This is a genomic window from Actinomadura vinacea (genome assembly GCF_039532545.1).
GTDB classification, from domain to species: Bacteria; Actinomycetota; Actinomycetes; order Streptosporangiales; family Streptosporangiaceae; genus Spirillospora; species Spirillospora vinacea.
The window spans coordinates 31234-49463 of record NZ_BAAARW010000042.1 but is presented as its reverse complement, the minus strand read 5'-3'; the positions used below and the strand labels follow the sequence as shown (position 1 = coordinate 49463).

Genomic DNA, 18230 nt, shown 5'->3' with positions numbered 1-18230 from the left:
GTCGAACAGAGGTTCGACCAGCTCGTTCGCACGCACGCGCGCCCGGGGAGGTGGCACATGGCGGCGACGGTGACCCCGATCGGCCGGGACGCGGCGGCGCGCTGCGCGCGGCGGCGGGACTCCCACGCGACACGCCGTACGGGTTTCTACGCAAATCTACGTCCTCAGCTATATCGGCTCATAGAGTCCGAGAGCGTGGACCCCGTGCGCAATCCCTATGCCCCGGGCGCCGGGCAGCGCCCACCGGAGCTGGCCGGCCGCGACCGCGAGCTGCAGCAGTTCGAGGTGGTCCTCGAACGGGTGGCGCGCGGCCGTCCCGAGCGCAGCATGGTCGTCACCGGGCTGCGCGGCGTGGGCAAGACCGTGCTGCTCAACGCGTTCCGCTCGATGGCCATCCAGCGGCTGTGGGGCACCGGCAAGATCGAGGCCCGTCCCGACCAGTCGATCCGGCGGCCGGTGGCCTCCGCCCTCCACATGGCGGTGCGCGAACTGGCCCCGCGGCACCGCGCGCCCGACCGGATCGCCGAGTTCCTCGGCGTGCTCAAGGCGTTCGCGCAGGCCGGCGAGGAGACCGGCGGCACCGGGCGGGGCAAGGCCCGCGCGCACCGCTGGCAACCCGGCATCGACGTGCCCGCCGCCCGCGGCCGCGCCGACTCCGGCGACCTGGAGATCGACCTCACCGAGCTGTTCGTCGACGCCGCCTCGGTGGCCACCGACGTCGGCGTCGGCATCGCGCTGTTCGTGGACGAGATGCAGGACATCCCCGCCGACGACGTCTCCGCGCTGTGCGCCGCCTGCCACGAACTCTCCCAGGTCGGCGGCCCCCTCATCGTGGTCGGAGCGGGCCTGCCCCACCTGCCCGCCGTGCTGTCGGCCAGCAAGTCCTACTCCGAGCGCCTCTTCCGGTACGCCCGCATCGACCGGCTCGACCGGGAGTCGGCCGACTTCGCACTGATGGCCCCGGCCGAGCGCGAGCACGTCACCTTCACGCCCGAGGCCCTCGACGAGCTGTACGGCGCCGCCGACGGCTACCCCTACTTCGTCCAGGCGTACGCCAAGGTCGTCTGGGACGTCGCACCCGACACCCCCATCACCGCCGATGACATCAAGGTCGCGGCCCCGGAGGCGGAGAGCGAGCTGGCGGTCGGCTTCTTCGGCAGCCGGTACGACCGGGCCACCCCCGCCGAACGCGACTACATGCGGGCGATGGCGATGCTGGGCGACGACCCGGTGCCCACGGCCGCGGTCGCCGAGGAACTGGGCCGCAAGCCCTCCAGCCTGTCACCCGCCCGCGACGGCCTGATCAAGAAGGGCCTCATCTACAGCGCCGAGCGCGGCCTGGTCGCGTTCACCGTCCCGCACTTCGGCAAGTTCCTGCGCGCCCAACCCGCCTGACCCGAGGAATCTCTAAGGCTTTCTAGCATGCGAGCTAGAAAGCCTTACAAAGCTGCATCGAGGGGACCCGTAGGTCTCTCTAAGGCTTTCTAGGTTCAATCTTAGAGAGGCCTATATTTTCCAATGCCCGTCGTCTGCCACTTTCTAGTCGTCTCTAGCAGCACACCTAGATGGGCCTAGAGACTCATAGCGACGATCAGTATGCTTACTCTGCGAATTTAGGGTATGACGCTGGGTGTTTGCGCCAAAGATGGCGCACTGTCCATGTCAGGGGGAGACATGAGCAAGCAAGAGGGCCGGCAGAACAAGCAGCGGACCGCGGGCCAGTACGCGTCCGGCCGGCAGGACGCCGCGCGCCGCGCCTCGGCCGCCCAGAACAAGGTCTCGCCGGAGCACGACGGCCAGAGCCGGCGCAGGTCTTCCCGCGAGAGCAAGGACCAGGTCTCCGCCAGCCGCAACGACCAGCGCTCCCACGAGCGTGACGAGGAGCGCATGACGAGCTCCGAAGGGGGCAACTCGTAAGGCAAGCAGCAGCGACCGAGGGCCGCATCCGAACCCATCCACCGGATGCGGCCCTCGATTCCCCCCCCCGGATCCCCCCGGACCTTGGCTTGTGAGGTGCGGGTTATCTATGAGGTTCTAGCGAACACCCAAGAGAGAGCTAGAGAACCTCAGAGAGAGGTGGAGAGCGCCGTCGGACAGGCCTCCAAGGCAGAAAGCGGGCTGACTCCCTCAGCAGCAGCCACCTTCAACGACTCGATAGCAGCCCCAGCAGAAGACGCTCCCCCAGCGTGCAGAGGGTCCGTCGTAGCAGGTGGGTCTGAAGTGGTGAGGGGGCCCTGAGCAGCGGACTTGCGGGTTTTAGTGGCGGCAGGCGCGCCCGGCGGGGCGGGGGTGGAAGTCGGGGTTGATGTGGTTTGCGGGGCTGAAGGTGCCGCTTGGGTGGGAGAGGCAGGCGGGAAGTGAGCGGCCTTTACGGTTCGGTCTCGTTCGGCCGTGGAGACGGCGAAGACCAGTTCGGTGTCGCGGCCGTCCAGCCGTGCCGGGAACACCACGAACCGCCAGCAGCCCTCCCGCCACACGTCCAGCGGGACGGCGCTGGAGACCGAGTTCTCCGCGTCCAGCCAGGCTCGGCTCTCGTACAGGGTCGTGTACGTCTCGGCCAGTGGGCTTCGGCGGCGCTCGCACGGTGTCGTGGGACGGCGTCGCAGCCGGCCCCGTCCGGCGAGTACCGACAGTTCGGGCGAGAGTGCGGCGAACAGGGCCAGCTCGACCGCGAACACCAGCGCCACCTGGGCCGGGACCTCGCGGAGCACCTCGACGCCCGCGAGCGGCGCGCCCAGTGACAGGACGGCCGCCGCGGTGAACAGCATCGCGCGCAGCACGCTGCGGCGGCGGACGCGTTCGGTGCTCAGCCCGCCGAAGCACCCGCAGCCCGCGTCCGGGCGATGCACCCGCAGCTCCCCCACCGCCCAGGTGGCGGCGGCGAACGCGACGGTCGTGGCGACCCGGACGGACATGTGCGAGGTGACCAGCAGTGCCAGGGCCAGCGTGCCTTCGGTCAGTCCGAGCCCGACGCTCACCCGGCGGCTCTGCCGCAGCGCGGTGACCCGCCAGGGCACGCCGTGCACCTGCTCGGCCGCCGCGGCGACGGGCCGGCGGACGATGAGCTTGGCCAGGCAGGCCGCGAACAGGACGGTGGCGAGCAGCAGTACCTGCGTGTTCTGGATGTCGTGCAGCATCGGTCAGCCTCCCGGCGCGCAGTGGCGCAGGACGGTGTTGAAGCAGCCCGCGTCCAGTTCGCCACCCAGGCTCACGAACGCGGCGGGGGTGAGTTCGACCAGGCGCCCGCGCGGGGAGGTGCCGCATTCGACGCACCGGTCGCAGTAGCCGGCCGCGACGCAGCCGCATTCGATCACCGGGAGCGTGCCGGTGAGGCCGGTGCATTCGTTCCGGACGACCAGTTCGCTGCCGAGCGAGAGGTACGGGAGCGGCGCGCAGCCGGGCGGGGGCGCCTCGGGGCAGCCGCCGCCCGCGCCTTCGGGGTCCAGCGCGGGGTAGGCGACGCCCGGCAGCCCGCCGGTGAGGCGGTACGCCGGGCCTGCCGCGCGCGGGTCCGGCCGTTCGGGGGTGCCGGCGGCCGGGGCGGGACGTGTCGTCGTGCGGCGCTTGCGGGTGGGGGCGGCGTGCCGGGGAGCCGGGCACTGGACTTTGCCCGGGGGGCCGGTGTCGATGCGGGGGAGGGCCGCGGCGTCCGGGCCCGGCTGGACGAGTGGCCGCCGGACGGGTTCCGGGGCGCCGCCGGTCTCGTGTGTCGCGCCGCCGAACCAGGTGGCCGTCCCCTGGACGGCTTCGGGTACCGGGGCGTCCGGCGCGGGCGGGGCGAGGTCGGCGGCGCGGTGGCCCGGCTGGGACGTGCCCGGCCGGACGGCCTGCGGCCCGAGCGGTGACCGCACGCAGATGACGTCGATGAGGTAGCCGGGTTCGAGCCGCGGGTGGCGGACCAGGACGCGGCCGAGGGCGTGCGGGGGGATCACCACACGGGTGTGTCCGCGATGCGGGCCCATGTCGACTTCTACGGTGTCCCCGCCGCACGCCAGGATCGTGCCGGTCACGCGGCCGATGTCGACCCAGATCCGGTCGGCGCCCAGGCCGTCGGGGGTCGGCCGCACGATCACCTCCCGGCCCGGTCGCAGCGCGGCGAGGCCCCCGCGCCCGCCATGCCAGACCGTGGTGGAGGAGGTCAGTGGCAGCCTCGTCTCGGCGTCGGCGCCGCCGGGTTCGGCTGCGCCGCGCAGCACCAGCAGGTGCGGGCTGGCGTCGAGAATGGACCCTGCCAGAACGCGCGGGGGACAACGCTCCGCCGCGGAGGGGTCCGGGGGAGCGAACTCCCCCAGGACGACCTCCCGGTATCGGCGGCGTTTTCCTCCACGGCATCGGGGTGGAAACGGCATGGCGGTACTCCGGCGTCGATCTTCCTTCAGCTCGTGGCCACGGCTGTTAGGACAGCGTGTCAAGATTCACCGGCGCCCACGCGGCTGTCGACGGATTTGTCGCGATAAATCGACCAAGGGTTGGTGTTCTTTTTACCCGGGTTGAATATTCTCCTCCGGTTGACCCGAATATGTCTTTTCTGATGACCCAGAATTACGATCTCCGTGCCATCGTCGAGGCAGCGGGATCGCGCGTTCGATACCGCTCGAGAACAGCCCTTCGCTCGGGTCGACAGAAGGCTCCCAACCCCTGGCTCGGTGGTGACGTGAACAGCACGCGGCACGAGGAGTTCCGCGACTACGTCGCGGCTCGCGGGCCGGCGTTGCTGCGCGTGGCGATGCAGCTCACCGGTGATCGCGCGGAGGCCGAGGACCTGCTCCAGGCCGCCCTGGCCAAGACCTACCTGGCCTGGGACCGCATCGTCGACCGCGGCTCGATCGACGGCTACGTGCGGCGCGCCATGGTCAACACCCAGATCTCCTGGTGGCGCCGGCGCAAGCTGGAGATCTACCCGACCGACGAACTTCCGGACCAGCCGGTAGATGATCATACGCGGCGGAGCGAATTGCACGACGCGCTCGGCCGCGCGCTCGATCGGCTCCCCGAGCGCCAGCGCCTGGCGGTGATGCTCCGCTACTACGAGGACATGCCCGAGGCCGAAATCGCCGAAGTCCTCGGAGTCAGCATCGGAACGGTCAAGAGCACTGTTTCCCGAGCCATGGCCAAACTCCGGGACGACGCGGGCCTGGAGGCCGACTTCCCCGACATTCCGTCCCAGAACGCCGACAAGCGCCCCCAGGACGACCCGAACGACCCGAGCGATCCGGACGACACCCCTCCGAAGGACCGCTGACGCGCCCCCCCGAGCCGCCGGCGCCCCGCTCGTGACCGCTCACGCCCCGCCCCGGGCGGATCGGGCGAGAAAACGGCGACCGAGTACTGACATCGCCGGCGAGTCGGGCAAGAATCCGGTTTTGGGATCCACCGAGCTGGAGGTGCGCCGTGTGGAGCACGATGCAGGATTTCCCGCTGACCATCACCACGATCATGCGCTTCGCCGGCCGCGTCTTCGGCGAGAGCGAGGTGATCACCTGGACCGGTGACGGGGCGCCCCGGCGGCAGGACTGGACACGGCTCGGCGAGCGCGCGGCACGGCTCGCGGGAGCGCTGCGCGGGCTCGGCGTGGACGGCGACCAGCGGGTGGCCACCTTCATGTGGAACAACGCCGAGCACCTGGAGGCCTACCTGGCCGTCCCGTCCATGGGCGCCGTGCTGCACACCCTCAACCTCCGGCTCTTCCCCGACCAGCTGGTCTACATCGCGAACCACGCCGAGGACCGGGTCGTCATCGCCGACGGCTCGCTGATCCCGCTGCTGGCGCCCGTCCTGCCGCGGATGAAGACGGTCCGGCACGTCATCGTGGTCGGAGAGGGCGACACCGCGCCGCTGGCGGAGGCGGGCAAGGAGCTGCACTCCTACGAGGAACTGCTCGCCGCCGCGCCCGCCGGCTTCGACTGGCCCGAGATCGACGAGCGCTCGGCCGCGGCCATGTGCTACACCAGCGGCACCACCGGCAACCCCAAGGGCGTGGTGTACTCGCACCGTTCCGCCTACCTGCACTCCATGGCGGCCGCGACGGGCAACGCGCTGGCCCTGGACGCGACCGACCGGGTGCTCCCGGTGGTGCCGATGTTCCACGCCAACGCGTGGGGCCTGCCCTACGCGGCGCTGATGGCCGGGTCCTCGCTGGTCATGCCGGACCGGTTCCTGCAGGCCGAACCGCTGGTCAAGCTGATCGAGACCGAGCGTCCCACCATCGCCGGGGCGGTGCCCACGATCTGGGCGGACGTGCTGCGCCACACCCGCGAGCACGGCTCCGACCTCAGCTCGCTTCGGCTGGTGCCGTGCGGAGGATCGGCGGTGCCGGAGTCGCTGATGCGCGGGTTCGACGAGATCGGCGTGAAGATCGTCCAAGCGTGGGGGATGACCGAGACCTCGCCGCTGGCCACGGTGGCGCACCCGCCGGTGGGCGCCGGCGACGCGGACGCCTGGCGGGCCCGGATCTCGCAGGGCCGCATCCTGGCCGGGCTGGAGATGCGGATCGTCGGGGACGGCGACGTGGTGCTGCCGCACGACGGCGAGGCGGTCGGCGAGGTCCAGATCCGCGGGCCGTGGATCACCGCGGCGTACCACCTGGACGAGGATCCGGCCAGGTTCCACGACGGCTGGCTGCGCACCGGCGACGTCGGCACGCTCTCCCCCGACGGCTACCTGGTCCTCACCGACCGGGCCAAGGACGTCATCAAGTCGGGCGGGGAGTGGATCTCCTCGGTGGAGCTGGAGAACCGGCTGATGGCGCATCCGGACGTCCTGGAGGCGGCCGTGATCGGCGTGCCCGACGACCGCTGGCAGGAGCGCCCGCTGGCCTCGGTGGTCGTGCGGGACGGCGCGACCGTCACCGCGGACCTGCTCAAGGACTTCCTGACCGGGCTGATCCCCAAGTGGCAGCTGCCCGAGCGCTGGACGTTCATCGAGGAGGTCCCCAAGACCTCTGTGGGGAAATTCTCAAAGAAGACGATCCGGCAGTGGTACGCCGACGGTGAACTGGAGATCATCCGCGTCGAGTAGGGGACGAACAGGCGGCGACCGGCGTCGGCCACGGGCGGAGGCGTACGGTGCGCGGATCGTTCCGGCCTGTGGTCGGCCGCGTCTGGCATGGTTGGTCCGTGGAACCCACACCAGAAGGCCGCCGGGGCCTCGGCCGGCATGTGCGGCGAAGGCGGCTCAGCATGGACCGCACGATCGCCTGGGTCGCCGGGCAGGCGCCGATGAGCCCCACCACCTGGAGCAAGGTCGAGCAAGGCGGCAAGGTGCGCGATCTCACCTACAACGCCGTCGACCGGGTGCTCCAGTGGAAGGAGGGCGCCTGCGAGCGGTTCCTGCGCGACGCCGAGGAGCCGCAGCCCGCGGACGGCGTCGCGACCGGAGGCACGGCACCGCCGGGGCCGTCGCGGGCGCTGCCGGCCGGCGCGGGCGTCCAGAAGGACGACGCGATGATGGCGGGACCGGTCAGGTCGCCGCTGGACGGCGGGGAGATCCGGGAGTGGCGCGTCCTGCCCGGTGCGGATCCCGACGCCGAGGAGACCGTGGTGGTGTTCTGGGTCGGGCCGGCCGACGCGGACATGCACGAGGTCGCCAAGGAGGCCACGGAGCGCCGCCGCCGGAGCCGCGCCCGCGAGGCCGAGGCCATCGCCGCGCAGGACCGGTGGGAGGCGCTCTTCGCGGCCGAGCGGGCCGAGGCGGCGCCCGCGCCCGGGGACGGCGAGACCGGCGAAGTCGACAGATTCGACCTGGTCGACAAAGAATCGGAAGGACCGTCCCCGGAATGAACTTCCGCGTCGCTCGCCGGAGTCCATTCCCGACGCGCTGAAGATAAGCTGTTCGCCCGAATTCTGCCGCACCCCTGGCCAAAGGCGTTCCGATGTGCTCGAATCCTTATTCGAGTTATCGGGCTCCCCCGAGAGCATGTGAAGGAGATAGCCGATGACGCACGGGTCGCCGGCCGCACCCGAGACCATGCGGCGGTTGCGCTTCGTCCCGGTCCGCGAGCGCCTGCCGCTCAGCCAGCCCGTGAATCTCGTCTTCCGCCCGGACGGGCTGATCATCGTCGAGATCAGCCACCGCATCAACACCATCGACGAGTTGTGCAAGGTGTTCACCGAAACCGGCAGCAAGGCGATGAACGACCCCGTGTGGTCGCACAAGAGCGCCCGCGGGTTCCTGTCGTTCGACGTGATCCCGGTGCGGCGGCTCCCCCAGCCGGCCGTTTACCACGAGCTGAACGGGCCCGCGATCGTCCAGCTCCGGGCCGAGCTGACCGTGGACGAGGCCATCGCGCGGCTGATGCCGTTGTTCAGCGCGGTGATCAACCAGCACTGGACGGTGAACCTGCCCGCTTCCCGGTACGCCGCCTGACGCGGAGCGGCGCCCCCGCGAAGCCGTCCCCTTAACCGCCCTCGCAGCCGTGCCTTGAACAGGTGCGGCCCGTCATCGAGTGGCCACGCGATGACGTTCCGTCGGACACAAAGGGATGTTCACTCATCACCCCAGTGTCACCATCATCGCCATTTCCAGGGATCAAGTGGTGCGGATGGGGCAGAGGGGTGTATGCAGGGTGGGCCGAATACTCAGACGGCCCCGCGAGGGCGGGTCTCCCACATGCCGGTGCCGGGAGCGCGTATGCCCAGGTGGTCCTCCTTCGACGTGACAGCCGACCGACGTCTGGTCGGCAAATTGAACGAAGGCGACGAGGCCGCCCTTGCCGTTCTCTACGACGGGTACGCTGAGCGCCTGTACGACTACGTGCTGTCCCTGTCCGGCGATTACAAGACCGCCGCGGACATCGTGCACGACACCTTTATCGACGCCTGCCGCCGCGCGCCCCGTATGCGCCACCACTCGCACCTGCGGCCCTGGCTGTACGGGGCGGCCCGGCGCCGGTGCGTCCAGCGGGGCCGGGGCCGGGCGCTGTTCTGGGAGCCCGACCTCGACTTCGGCGAGCTGCCGGCGTTCGCCGGCCGCCCCGAGGAACCGTCCGGCACCGCCACCGGTCCCGGCGGCCGCGGCCGTCCGGGCGGGACGGCGCTCCGGCGCAGGCTGCAGACCCCGGCACGGCCGCAGCGCGGTGGTCCGGATCGGCGCGCGGCCGCGCCATCGGCCGCCGGCACCCGCGAACCGTCCGCCATGCTCGAACCGCCGTCCTCCGCCGAGCTGCGCAGGCTGCTCGAGGCCGTCCTGTCCAGGCTGGACGCCGGCGAGCAGGAGGCGCTGCTGCTCGCCGTGCGGCACGGCCTCCGGCCCGCCGAGATCGGCATCGTGCTGGGCATCTCCGCGCGGCGCGCCGCAGCGCGTGTGGCACGGTCCCGGACCGAGCTGGAGGAGGCGTTCGAGACCGAACTCCTGCTGCTCACCGAGCGCTGCGCCGCCCGTCGCCGCCCGCAGCCCGCCGTGGACGTCGCCGACGCCGAGGCCGAACTCCTCGCCCGTACCGAGACCATGGACGCCGACGCGGGCGGGACCGGATCCGCGGGCACCGTCGTGAGCGAGGCCGCCGCCAAGCCACCGCCGCACGAGCCGCCCGCCGGCGAAACGGCGCCCGCCGGCCGTCCAGGCCCCGCGCCCCGGCGCGGGAACCCGTCCGGGCGCAAGCGCCGCACCGGGCAGCGCACGCCCGCCGCACCGGGCGACGCGCCGTTCGCCGACCACCGGTGCGACGACTGCGACCGCCGCGCCGCCGTGTACCCCGCCGCGCTCCTCGCGCTGGCGCCCGCGCCCGTGCTGCCCGCCGCGCTGCGGCACCGCGTCGTCCACACCGCGACCGACCCCGAGCTGGCCGGCTACCGGGCCGACATCGCGGCCCGCGGCGGCGGGCTGACGCCGGCCGGGCTGCCCAGCCAGCCGGACATGCCCTCGCCGTTCACCAAGCGGTGGCTGTTCGCCGGGGGCGGGATGGCCGGGGCGCTGGTCACGGCGCTGCTCGGCGCGCTGCTGATGGGCCCCGGGCTGGGCAACCCGACGATCTACTGGCCGCCGTTCCAGACCCGTCCGCAGCCGTCGATCACCGAACAGGGGCCCACCGGCAAGGGCAAGGAGCGCGACAGGCGGCAGCCGCCGCAGGGCCGGGCGCCGTCCGGACCGGCCGCCGCGCCGTCGTCCGGCCCCGGAACGCAGGAGCGCCGGACGCCGCGGCCCTCCCCGAAGGTCCCGGTCTCCCCGCCGCCGACCGGCCCCGGCATGCTGGCGGTGAGCCCGGCGAAGGTGGAGCTGTACGGGACGAAGACCGGGAACATCAAGCTGACCGCGATGCGCGGGCCGGTGGCGTGGAACGCGGTGTCCTCCTCCGAGCAGATCTCGGTCTCGCGCCCGCAGGGCGACCTGGACCGGGGCGCGACCACCGACCTCACGATCACGCTGGCCCCCCGCCTGCTCAACCTGCCGGGCGAGGCGACGGTCACCTTCATCGACCCCACGACGGGCGACGAGCGCCAGATCACGGTCGTCTGGGACGCGTCCCTGTTCTGACCGCCCGCGCACCGGCGGAGGGGCAGGTCGATCTTCGGATCCGGGGGTAGAGATGCGGGCATGGCCGACAACAGGGAGATGGCCGGTCGCGCGAGCGGCACCGCCCCGGACGCCACCGTCTCGGACGCCGAGCGGGACGCCGTCGTCACGCGCCTGAACCGGGCCTGCGGCGAGGGGCTGCTGAGCCTGACCGAGTACAGCGACCGGGTCCAGGAGGCGCGGGTCGTCCGGACGCGTCCCGAGTTGGACCGGCTGGTGGACGACCTTCCCGCGTCCGGCCGTGGGACGCCTGAGGTCCGCACCGAATGGCATGTGGTTCCGGTGGGCGGGCTGCGGCGGCACGGGCGCTGGCACATGGACCGGCATCTGGTGTCGCTGACCGTGCTCGGGGGCACCCATCTCGACCTGCGGGACGCCGAACTGGCCGCCCCCGAGGTAACGGTGACGAAGGTCTCGGTGTTCGGCCGGGTCACCGTCTGCGTCCCGCGCGGCGTGCGCGTGGTCCTGGAGGGAGGCAGCTTGCTCGGTCTTCCCGCCGGCCTCATCGGCAGGGGCGGCGCCGGCCGCGCCTGTGGCGACGCGGCCCCGGACGCGCCCACGCTGCGAATCCGGACGTTCTCACTCCTGGGAGGGGTGACCGTCCAGACGCCCGGCCCTTAGGAGCGAGAGCGCGTCACGAAGTCACTGGGGCTGCCCGCATTGTTCCCCGCCCGGGTCACCTGTTACGCGAAAGAGCAGGTATGAGACGTGCGGGGGAGGGCGCATCCGGCTCCGGACGGCGATCCCCGTCCGCATCTCCGACCGGGAGGATCTGGACATCGCATCGGCATCCAGGAGACGTTCGTGGACTTCCGACTCGCAGGCCGCATCCGGGGCCTCGACACGCTGACCCGCTTCGCCTTCCACGCCGCGCCCGCGTGCATGCTCGCCTACGGCGTCGCCCGCCTCCTGGACGGCCTGGACGGGCAGCACGGCCCCGGCCCGGCCTGGACGATCGGGCACGTCTTCTTCCTGGCCGCCCTGCTGCTGTTCGGCGGAGTGATCGTCGGCCTGTACCGGTGCGTTCCGGCCGCGGCCGGCGCCGGTCCGCGCACGCACGGGCGGCACGCGGGACGCGCCCCCCGGCCCGGCCGGCCCATCGCCGCCGCCGCGGCCGCGGTCGGGCTGGCCGGGCTGCTGGCGTTCATCCGCATCGCCGTCATCGACGTCATCGTCGGGCTGCGCGCCGCCGACGCGGCCGAGAAGCGCGCGCTGGCCCGGCGGTACGCCGACGTCCCCGCGCTCCCCAAGGTGCTGTACGAGATCGGCCCGGTATTCTTCGAGGTCGGCCTGCTGGCACTGCTCCTCCACCTCGCGCTCGGACGCCCCCAGCGCGTCTCCTGGTGGTCGCTGTCGCTGATCGCGGTCGGCCTCATCGCCCTCATCCTCGAACTGGACCTGCTTCCCGTCAGCGCCGCCCTGGTGTGGCTGGGCCTGGCGTCCATCGCGCCCCGTCCCGCCGCCGCGCGTCACGTGGAGCGGGCAGAGCCGCACAGCCGGCGAGGTCTTCATCACACCGGTGAAGTAGTGGCGGAAAGGCCGCCCAGCAGGTGATGTAGCTCACGGACGAGGTGCCGGAGACTGGTGGTACGGCGGGGTTTCCGGTTACCCGGGTGGGAAGCGGGCATAAGCAGGTACGTCGACGACGTTATGCTGGAGCAATCACTTCTACGACGCCGAACGCGTCTGGCTCGTCCTTGCAGCCCACTGATCGCAACGATCGCTTCGTGGTGCCTCCCGAGACGTGCCCCCCTCTCGGAAGGTAATGCGTGTCATCTGTGCCTGCTAGTGCCCTGCCCGACGACCTCCGCACGGAGAACCCCTCCCCCGCCGACTCCGGCACCGACGTGCCGACGTTCGCCGAGCTCGGCCTCCCCGAGCCGCTCGTCACCGCCCTCGCCCGCCAGGGCATCGAGTCGCCGTTCCCGATCCAGGCCGCCGCCATCCCGGACGTCATGGCCGGACGCGACGTGCTCGGCCGCGGCAAGACCGGCTCCGGCAAGACCCTGGCCTTCGGGCTCCCGCTGCTGGCCCGGCTGTCGGGACGGCGGGCCGCCCCCAAGCGCCCGCTGGCCCTGATCCTCGTCCCGACCCGCGAGCTCGCCCAGCAGGTCCAGCAGAACCTGGAGCCGCTCGGCCGCACCCTCGGCCTGCACTTCAAGACCGTCATCGGGCAGACCTCGATGTTCAAGCAGATCGACGCGCTGCGCCGCGGCGTCGAGGTGCTGGTCGCCACGCCCGGACGGCTCAAGGACCTGATGCGGCAGGGCGCCTGCGACCTGTCCGACATCGAGATCGCGGTGCTGGACGAGGCCGACCACATGGCCGACATGGGCTTCCTGCCCGACGTCACCGACATCCTCGACCAGGCCCGTCCCGGCGGCCAGCGGCTGCTGTTCTCCGCGACCCTGGACAAGGACGTCGACGTCCTGGTGAAGCGCTACCTGGACGCCCCGGTCACGCACGCGATCGGCCCGGTCGACGAGCCGGTCGCCACCATGGACCACCACCTGCTGCTGGTGGCGCCCAAGGAGAAGGGCGCCATCACCGCCGAGATCGCCAACCGCGAGGGCCGGACGATCCTGTTCGCCCGCACCAAGCACGGCGTCGACCGGCTGGCCAAGCAGCTCACCCAGGTCGGGGTGCGGGCGGCCGGGCTGCACGGCGGCAAGAGCCAGGGGCTGCGCACCCGTACGCTGGCCGAGTTCCGGGAGGGCTCGATCAGCGTGCTGGTCGCCACCGACGTCGCCGCCCGCGGCATCCACGTCGACGATGTGAGCCTCGTCATGCACGTCGACCCGCCCGCCGACCACAAGGACTACATGCACCGCGCGGGCCGTACCGCGCGGGCCGGGGAGCGCGGCACCGTCGTGACGCTGGTGCTGCCGCACCAGGTGCGCGCGACCTCCTCGATGACCCGGCGGGCCGGCATCAACGCGCCGCGGACGCGGGTCGCGGTCGGCGACGACGAGCTGATGCGGCTGACCGGCGCGCGGGCGCCGTCGGGCGTGCCGATCGAGGGCCCGATCATCCCCGATCGCCCGCGTCGCGAGAACGGCCGTGGCGGCCGCTCGGGCGGCGGCCGCCGCAACGGCGGGCGCGGCTTCGGCGGGCGCGGTCCGCGCTCCTACGACCGCCAGGACGGCGGCGGGCGCCGCGACGAGGGCGGCGAGGGCGCGTCGTACGGCGGCCGGCGCGAGGGTTCGTACCAGGGGCGCCGTGAGGGCGGCTACGGCGGCGAGCGACGCGGTGGCGGCTCCTACGGCGAGCGGCGCGGCGGTGGCCCGCACAGCCGCGGCTCGTACGGCGGTGGCGGCAAGCGCCGTGACGGCAACGAGCGCCGTCCCGCCCGCTCCAGCTGAATCTCCCGCAAAGGGCGGGGCCGCGACGCGCGGCCCCGCCCTTTGCCTGTGCCCATTGCCGGTGCCCTTTGCCGGGGCTCTCAGCCGGCTTCCTCGCGGAGCTCGTCCCGCAGGATCTGCAGGCCCTCCAGTCCGTCCACCGACAGCTCGGCGAGCTCGTCCAGGGCCACCAGCGTCTCCTTGCGCAGCGGCGGCTGCCAGCCCAGCTCGGCGTCATAGCTGCGCAGCACCTTGGCGGGCACGCCGCCGATGACCGCGTTGTCGGGGAACTCGCCGCGGACGACGGCCCCGGCCGCGACCGCCACGTTCCGGCCCAGCCGGGTGCCCGGCAGGATGACCGCGCCGGTGCCGATCCAGCAGCCACTGCCGATCACCACCGGGTTGTTCTGCGGCCACTGCCGCCCGATCGGCGTTCCGGGGTCGTCGTAGGCGTGGTTCTGGTCGGTGACGTAGACGTTGGGGCCGGTGAAGACGTCGTCGCCGATGTCGATCGACTTGTGGCCGACGACGTGCGTCCCGCGGCCGAGTGAGCAGCTCCGCCCGATCCGTACGATCACGTCCGGGCCGAGGTCGAGCCCGGGGACGAACCCGGCCGAGATCGTGCAGTGCGTGCCGACCAGCGTGTGGTCGCCGATGGAGATCCACGGCTCGCCGTAGACGGCGCCCACCGGGAAGCCGATGCAGGCGCCCTCGCCCAGGTAGGCGAACTTGCGCCGGCCCGGCGTCTGCGGCGTGATCTCGCCCTGCCGCCGGACCCACTCCCAGCCGAGGTGCACGGCGGAGTGCAGACCGCGGCGTGCCTGGACGGCCAGGCGTTGCCGGATCGAACCGCTCTTCGGCGCCATGGCGTTACGGTACCGGTAAGTAGGCAGCCCCGATAACCGGGGCCTTACCAGCGGCGTGCACGCTCGCCGGCCGCGCAGGGCGAGAGCCCGGCCGACGTGGCCGGGCTCTCCCTGGTGCGTGTTACGACGTACGTACCTGCCTGTCTTCGTCGGCCGAGCCCGTTTCGGACGTCTCGGCCTGATCCGCGGTCGAGGGCCGGTCGCCGCGTCGTGACAGCAACGCTCCGGCGAGCCCCACCGCGGAAACGGCGGCCACCATCGTCACCGCCGCGTTCCGGCCCCTGCGGGCCCGGTTCGGCGGTTCCACACGGCGGGCGGCGTGCGACAGCATGCCACCCATCCGCGGGCCCAGCTCGCGTTCGACGTAGGTGCCGGCATTGCGTAGCCGGGGCGCACTCCAACCACGGGCGACCAGAATGCGACCGGCTGCGGCGTCACGGGTGTTCCGTGCCGCCGGTGCGATCCGCCCGGACGTCCGCGACGCGCGCTGGCGGAACGTCCGCCGAACCCGGTCCACCCTGGAAAGAGGGGCCCGGCGCTGCTTCCGACGGATACTCATCTTTAGGGACACGCTAACCTCCCTGTTTGCGAGGTCCTGCACAGCAGCCTTCCCGACGAGCGGAAGGTAAACACCGAGGAGGGTGACGCCTCTATCACTCTCGGTGGCGTGTGCGGGCGAGACAGGCCGGAGACGGCTGACATCCGATTCGAGGAGGGCGGCCCCAAGTGGCTGAACAACTCTTTGCGACGCTCAACACCAACCTCGGCAAGATCGTCGTGCAGCTTTACCCGAACGAGGCGCCGGTGACGGTGGAGAACTTCGTCTCCCTGGCGGAGGGCACCCGCGTCTGGACCCATCCGGCGACCCGGGAGAAGAAGGAGGAGCCGCTCTACAACGGGACGGTCTTCCACCGGATCATCAAGAACTTCATGATCCAGGGCGGCGACCCGCTGGGCCAGGGCACCGGCGGCCCCGGCTACGAGTTCCAGGACGAGTTCCACCCGAGCCTGAAGTTCGACCGGCCGTACCTGCTGGCCATGGCCAACGCCGGGCCGGGCACCAACGGCTCGCAGTTCTTCATCACCACCAACGTCCAGGCGACCGCGCACCTCACCGGCCGGCACACCATCTTCGGCAAGGTCATCGAGGGCACCAACGTGGTGGACGCGATCTCGGCGGTGCCGGTGGGGGCGAACGACCGTCCGGTGAACGATGTCGTCATCGAATCGGTGACGATCGAGCGGCGCCAGTCGTAATAAGGAGTAAGACCCGCCAGGCCGACGGAGCGCCCGAATGAGCACAGACCCCACGCCCGCCACAGGGCCCGACACCCCGGTGCCGTCCTGCTACCGGCATCCGGGACGGGAGACCTACGTCCGCTGTACCCGCTGCGACCGCTACATCTGCCCCGATTGCATGCGGGACGCGGCGGTGGGGCACCAGTGCGTGGAGTGCGTGTCCGAGGGGCAGAAGGGCGTACGGCAGCCGCGCACGGCGCTGGGGGCGCGCGCCTCCGGGACGCAGGCGCCGGTGGTGACCTACACCCTGATCGGCCTCTGCGTCCTGGCCTACCTGGGCGAGGTGGCCTCCGACGGGGTCGTGCGCGACTTCATGATGCTCGGGCTGGGCGCGTTCCAAGGCGGGACGCTCGGCGGGGTGGCCGAGGGCGAGTGGTACCGCCTGGTCACCTCGATGTTCCTGCACCAGCCGCCGAGCAACGGGTCGTTCGGCATCACCCACATCCTGTTCAACATGTGGGCGCTGTGGGCGATCGGCCCGTCGCTGGAGCAGGTGCTGGGCCGCTGGCGCTTCCTGGCGCTGTACGTGCTGTCGGGGCTGGGCGGCTCGGTGCTGCTCTACCTGGTCGATCCGTTCGACTCCGCGGTGGGTGCCTCGGGGGCCATCTTCGGCCTGTTCGCCGCGTTCTTCGTGATCGGCAGGAAGATGGGCGGCCAGGTCGGGCCGATCGTGTTCCTGCTGGTGCTCAACCTGGTGATCACCTTCGCGGTGCCGAGCATCTCGTGGGAGGGGCACATCGGCGGCCTGGCCACCGGCGCGCTGCTGGCGCTGGCGTACGCGTACGCGCCGAAGTCGCGGCGGCAGCTGGTGCACGTCGGCGCCTCCGCGGCCGTGCTGGTCCTGCTCGTGGCGCTGGTGCTGGTGAAGACCGCCGACCTGACGTCGGGCGTGGCCTGATCGCGGGCATGGGGACGTGCCCTCGCGCACAACGCGCGAGGGCACACCCTGTGGAAAACCTGTGGATAAGATGTGCACTCATCCCCAGGCTGTGGATAACAATCGTGGATTAGCCGGCGCGGATCCGGGGTAACCCCGGAATCCGGCACGCGCACGACACCTCAGGGACCGGTCCGGTCCCCCGCGCGGCCCCGTCCCGTGCGACCGCCGTTCACCCGGCTCAGCGCCAGCGTGTGGACAGACCCACGCCCAGGATGATCGCGGCGAAGCCGATACCCAGGTTCCAGTTGCCCAGATCAGTCATGAGCGGCACCTTGGTTCCGGTGCTGGCCGTCACGTAGAACGTGGCGATCCACGCCAGCCCGACCAACCACAGGGTGAGCATCGTCGGCACCAGCCAACGCGGGCTGACCTGCGGTGCCTGTGACTTCTGCGGCGGAGTGTAGACCGCCTTCTTGCGCACTTTGGACTTGGCCACGGTGAGTTCGTTCTCCTCGGGCGGCGGCGGCCGGAGCGCCGGTCCGCGCATGTGTGGATTGTCGGTTAGCGTAGACGCTGGTGAGCAGCGTACGGCGTCCGGCGTGGGGAAGCATCATTCCAGTCCTCACGCTTCTTGCGGGAACCTTGTTCGCGGCCGGCGCGAGCACGGCCCGCGGCACCGGCCTGCGCGCGGACGGCCGCACCCGGATCACCGAACTGATCGGCACCGAGCAGCGCCGCAGCCGCCAGACCCGGGCCGACTACCGGCGGCTGCGCCACGAGGTGGACGCCATCTCCCGCCGGGCGGGCCGGCACGACGCCCGTGTCAAGGACGCCCAAGCCCGCGCCGACCGGCTGGCCGCGCGCTCCGGCTTCGCCCCGCTCAAGGGCCCCGGTGTGCGAGTCGCCCTGGACGACGCCCCGCACACCGGAGACTACCCCCGCGACACCAATCCAGACGACCTCGTGGTGCACGAGGCCGACGTCCAGGCCGTCGTGAACGCGCTGTGGGCGGGCGGCGCGCAGGGTATGCAGATCATGGACCAGCGGGTGATCTCGACGAGCGCGGTGCGCTGCGTGGGCAATACCCTGATCTTGCAAGGAGTCGTCTACTCGCCGCCGTTCCGGATCACGGCCGTCGGCGACCCGGCGCGGCTGCGCGCCGCCCTGGACGCCTCCCCCGAAGTGACGGTCTACAAGAGGTATGTGCGCGAATACGGTCTGGGCTATGCGGTCCGCGGCACGGGACAGGCCACGCTGCCCGCCTACACCGGGAACGTGACGATGAAGCATGCGACGGTCCTGGACGATCCGGGACGGAACTAGCGGCGGACGGGG

General features: G+C 71.7%; 18 protein-coding genes. 13 read left to right on the top strand and 5 right to left on the bottom strand.

The features are described 5' to 3' along the window. Positions 1 to 204 precede the first annotated feature (204 nt). Entirely contained in the window at positions 205 to 1395 is a 1191-nt protein-coding gene (locus tag ABD340_RS44065) for an AAA family ATPase (RefSeq protein WP_425547536.1), read from the top strand. 279 nt (positions 1396 to 1674) lie between these two features. Then, a complete protein-coding gene (locus ABD340_RS44060; protein ID WP_344597687.1) occupies positions 1675 to 1917 on the top strand; it encodes a hypothetical protein in 243 nt (80 codons plus the stop codon). A gap of 149 nt (positions 1918 to 2066) precedes the next feature. Here ABD340_RS44060 and ABD340_RS44055 read toward each other — a convergent pair whose 3' ends face one another. After that, on the bottom strand, positions 2067 to 3137 hold the full coding sequence (locus tag ABD340_RS44055) for a MauE/DoxX family redox-associated membrane protein (RefSeq protein ID WP_344597685.1): 1071 nt from the start codon (positions 3135 to 3137) through the stop codon (positions 2067 to 2069). Positions 3138 to 3140: 3 nt separating this feature from the next. Then, complete coding sequence (locus tag ABD340_RS44050) at positions 3141 to 4349, bottom strand: hypothetical protein (protein ID WP_344597683.1); 1209 nt, start codon at positions 4347 to 4349, stop codon at positions 3141 to 3143. 305 nt (positions 4350 to 4654) lie between these two features. On the opposite strand from ABD340_RS44050, the gene ABD340_RS44045 reads away from it, so the two are divergent. The 8 genes from ABD340_RS44045 (at position 4655) to ABD340_RS44010 (ending at position 13871) form a co-directional block, all read left to right on the top strand. Further along, positions 4655 to 5242 (top strand): SigE family RNA polymerase sigma factor, encoded by a 588-nt coding sequence (locus ABD340_RS44045; protein ID WP_344597682.1) that lies wholly within the window; start codon positions 4655 to 4657, stop codon positions 5240 to 5242. 161 nt (positions 5243 to 5403) lie between these two features. Continuing rightward, positions 5404 to 7017: a long-chain fatty acid--CoA ligase gene (locus tag ABD340_RS44040; protein WP_344597680.1), complete on the top strand. Its 1614-nt coding sequence runs from the start codon at positions 5404 to 5406 to the stop codon at positions 7015 to 7017. A gap of 47 nt (positions 7018 to 7064) precedes the next feature. Then, complete coding sequence (locus ABD340_RS44035) at positions 7065 to 7778, top strand: helix-turn-helix domain-containing protein (protein ID WP_344597678.1); 714 nt, start codon at positions 7065 to 7067, stop codon at positions 7776 to 7778. 154 nt (positions 7779 to 7932) lie between these two features. Then, positions 7933 to 8364: a hypothetical protein gene (locus ABD340_RS44030; RefSeq protein ID WP_344597676.1), complete on the top strand. Its 432-nt coding sequence runs from the start codon at positions 7933 to 7935 to the stop codon at positions 8362 to 8364. A 318-nt stretch (positions 8365 to 8682) separates the two neighbouring features. Then, positions 8683 to 10470 carry an RNA polymerase sigma factor gene (locus ABD340_RS44025; RefSeq protein ID WP_344597674.1) on the top strand — a complete coding sequence of 596 codons (1788 nt, stop codon included), beginning with the start codon at positions 8683 to 8685 and terminating at the stop codon, positions 10468 to 10470. A 60-nt stretch (positions 10471 to 10530) separates the two neighbouring features. After that, a complete protein-coding gene (locus tag ABD340_RS44020; protein ID WP_344597672.1) occupies positions 10531 to 11130 on the top strand; it encodes a DUF1707 SHOCT-like domain-containing protein in 600 nt (199 codons plus the stop codon). 183 nt (positions 11131 to 11313) lie between these two features. Further along, a complete protein-coding gene (locus ABD340_RS44015; protein ID WP_344597670.1) occupies positions 11314 to 12063 on the top strand; it encodes a hypothetical protein in 750 nt (249 codons plus the stop codon). Positions 12064 to 12356: 293 nt separating this feature from the next. Then, entirely contained in the window at positions 12357 to 13871 is a 1515-nt protein-coding gene (locus ABD340_RS44010; protein ID WP_344597717.1) for a DEAD/DEAH box helicase, read from the top strand. Positions 13872 to 13951: 80 nt separating this feature from the next. Here the strand turns inward: ABD340_RS44010 and ABD340_RS44005 are convergent, their stop codons facing one another. Both ABD340_RS44005 and ABD340_RS44000 read right to left on the bottom strand, forming a co-directional pair. Further along, complete coding sequence (locus tag ABD340_RS44005; RefSeq protein ID WP_344597668.1) at positions 13952 to 14716, bottom strand: acyltransferase; 765 nt, start codon at positions 14714 to 14716, stop codon at positions 13952 to 13954. A gap of 121 nt (positions 14717 to 14837) precedes the next feature. After that, positions 14838 to 15287, bottom strand: a complete 450-nt coding sequence (locus tag ABD340_RS44000; RefSeq protein ID WP_344597666.1) for a hypothetical protein — start codon at positions 15285 to 15287, stop codon at positions 14838 to 14840. 155 nt (positions 15288 to 15442) lie between these two features. On the opposite strand from ABD340_RS44000, the gene ABD340_RS43995 reads away from it, so the two are divergent. Further along, positions 15443 to 15973 carry a peptidylprolyl isomerase gene (locus tag ABD340_RS43995; protein WP_344597664.1) on the top strand — a complete coding sequence of 177 codons (531 nt, stop codon included), beginning with the start codon at positions 15443 to 15445 and terminating at the stop codon, positions 15971 to 15973. Positions 15974 to 16010: 37 nt separating this feature from the next. Then, the gene (locus tag ABD340_RS43990; RefSeq protein ID WP_344597662.1) at positions 16011 to 16913 is read left to right on the top strand and encodes a rhomboid family intramembrane serine protease; all 903 of its coding nucleotides are present in this window, start codon (positions 16011 to 16013) and stop codon (positions 16911 to 16913) included. Between the two features lie 220 nt (positions 16914 to 17133). On the opposite strand, the gene ABD340_RS43985 is transcribed toward ABD340_RS43990, so the two are convergent. Beyond that, complete coding sequence (locus tag ABD340_RS43985) at positions 17134 to 17391, bottom strand: cell division protein CrgA (RefSeq protein WP_344597716.1); 258 nt, start codon at positions 17389 to 17391, stop codon at positions 17134 to 17136. An 80-nt stretch (positions 17392 to 17471) separates the two neighbouring features. Between ABD340_RS43985 and ABD340_RS43980 the strand changes: the two genes are divergently transcribed. Continuing rightward, positions 17472 to 18218, top strand: coding sequence for a DUF881 domain-containing protein (locus tag ABD340_RS43980; protein WP_344597661.1), 747 nt, complete (start codon positions 17472 to 17474; stop codon positions 18216 to 18218). The last annotated feature ends 12 nt before the right edge of the window (positions 18219 to 18230 follow it).

Bases quoted from the DNA above. Each gene is read 5' to 3' on its own strand.
- ABD340_RS43990 (WP_344597662.1), top strand. From the start codon at position 16,011: ATGAGCACAGACCCCACGCCCGCCACAGGGCCCGACACCCCGGTGCCG.
- ABD340_RS44055 (WP_344597685.1), bottom strand. From the start codon at position 3,137: ATGCTGCACGACATCCAGAACACGCAGGTACTGCTGCTCGCCACCGTC.
- ABD340_RS44005 (WP_344597668.1), bottom strand. From the start codon at position 14,716: ATGGCGCCGAAGAGCGGTTCGATCCGGCAACGCCTGGCCGTCCAGGCA.
- ABD340_RS44060 (WP_344597687.1), top strand. From the start codon at position 1,675: ATGAGCAAGCAAGAGGGCCGGCAGAACAAGCAGCGGACCGCGGGCCAG.
- ABD340_RS44050 (WP_344597683.1), bottom strand. From the start codon at position 4,349: ATGCCGTTTCCACCCCGATGCCGTGGAGGAAAACGCCGCCGATACCGG.
- ABD340_RS44040 (WP_344597680.1), top strand. From the start codon at position 5,404: ATGCAGGATTTCCCGCTGACCATCACCACGATCATGCGCTTCGCCGGC.
- ABD340_RS44030 (WP_344597676.1), top strand. From the start codon at position 7,933: ATGACGCACGGGTCGCCGGCCGCACCCGAGACCATGCGGCGGTTGCGC.
- ABD340_RS44020 (WP_344597672.1), top strand. From the start codon at position 10,531: ATGGCCGACAACAGGGAGATGGCCGGTCGCGCGAGCGGCACCGCCCCG.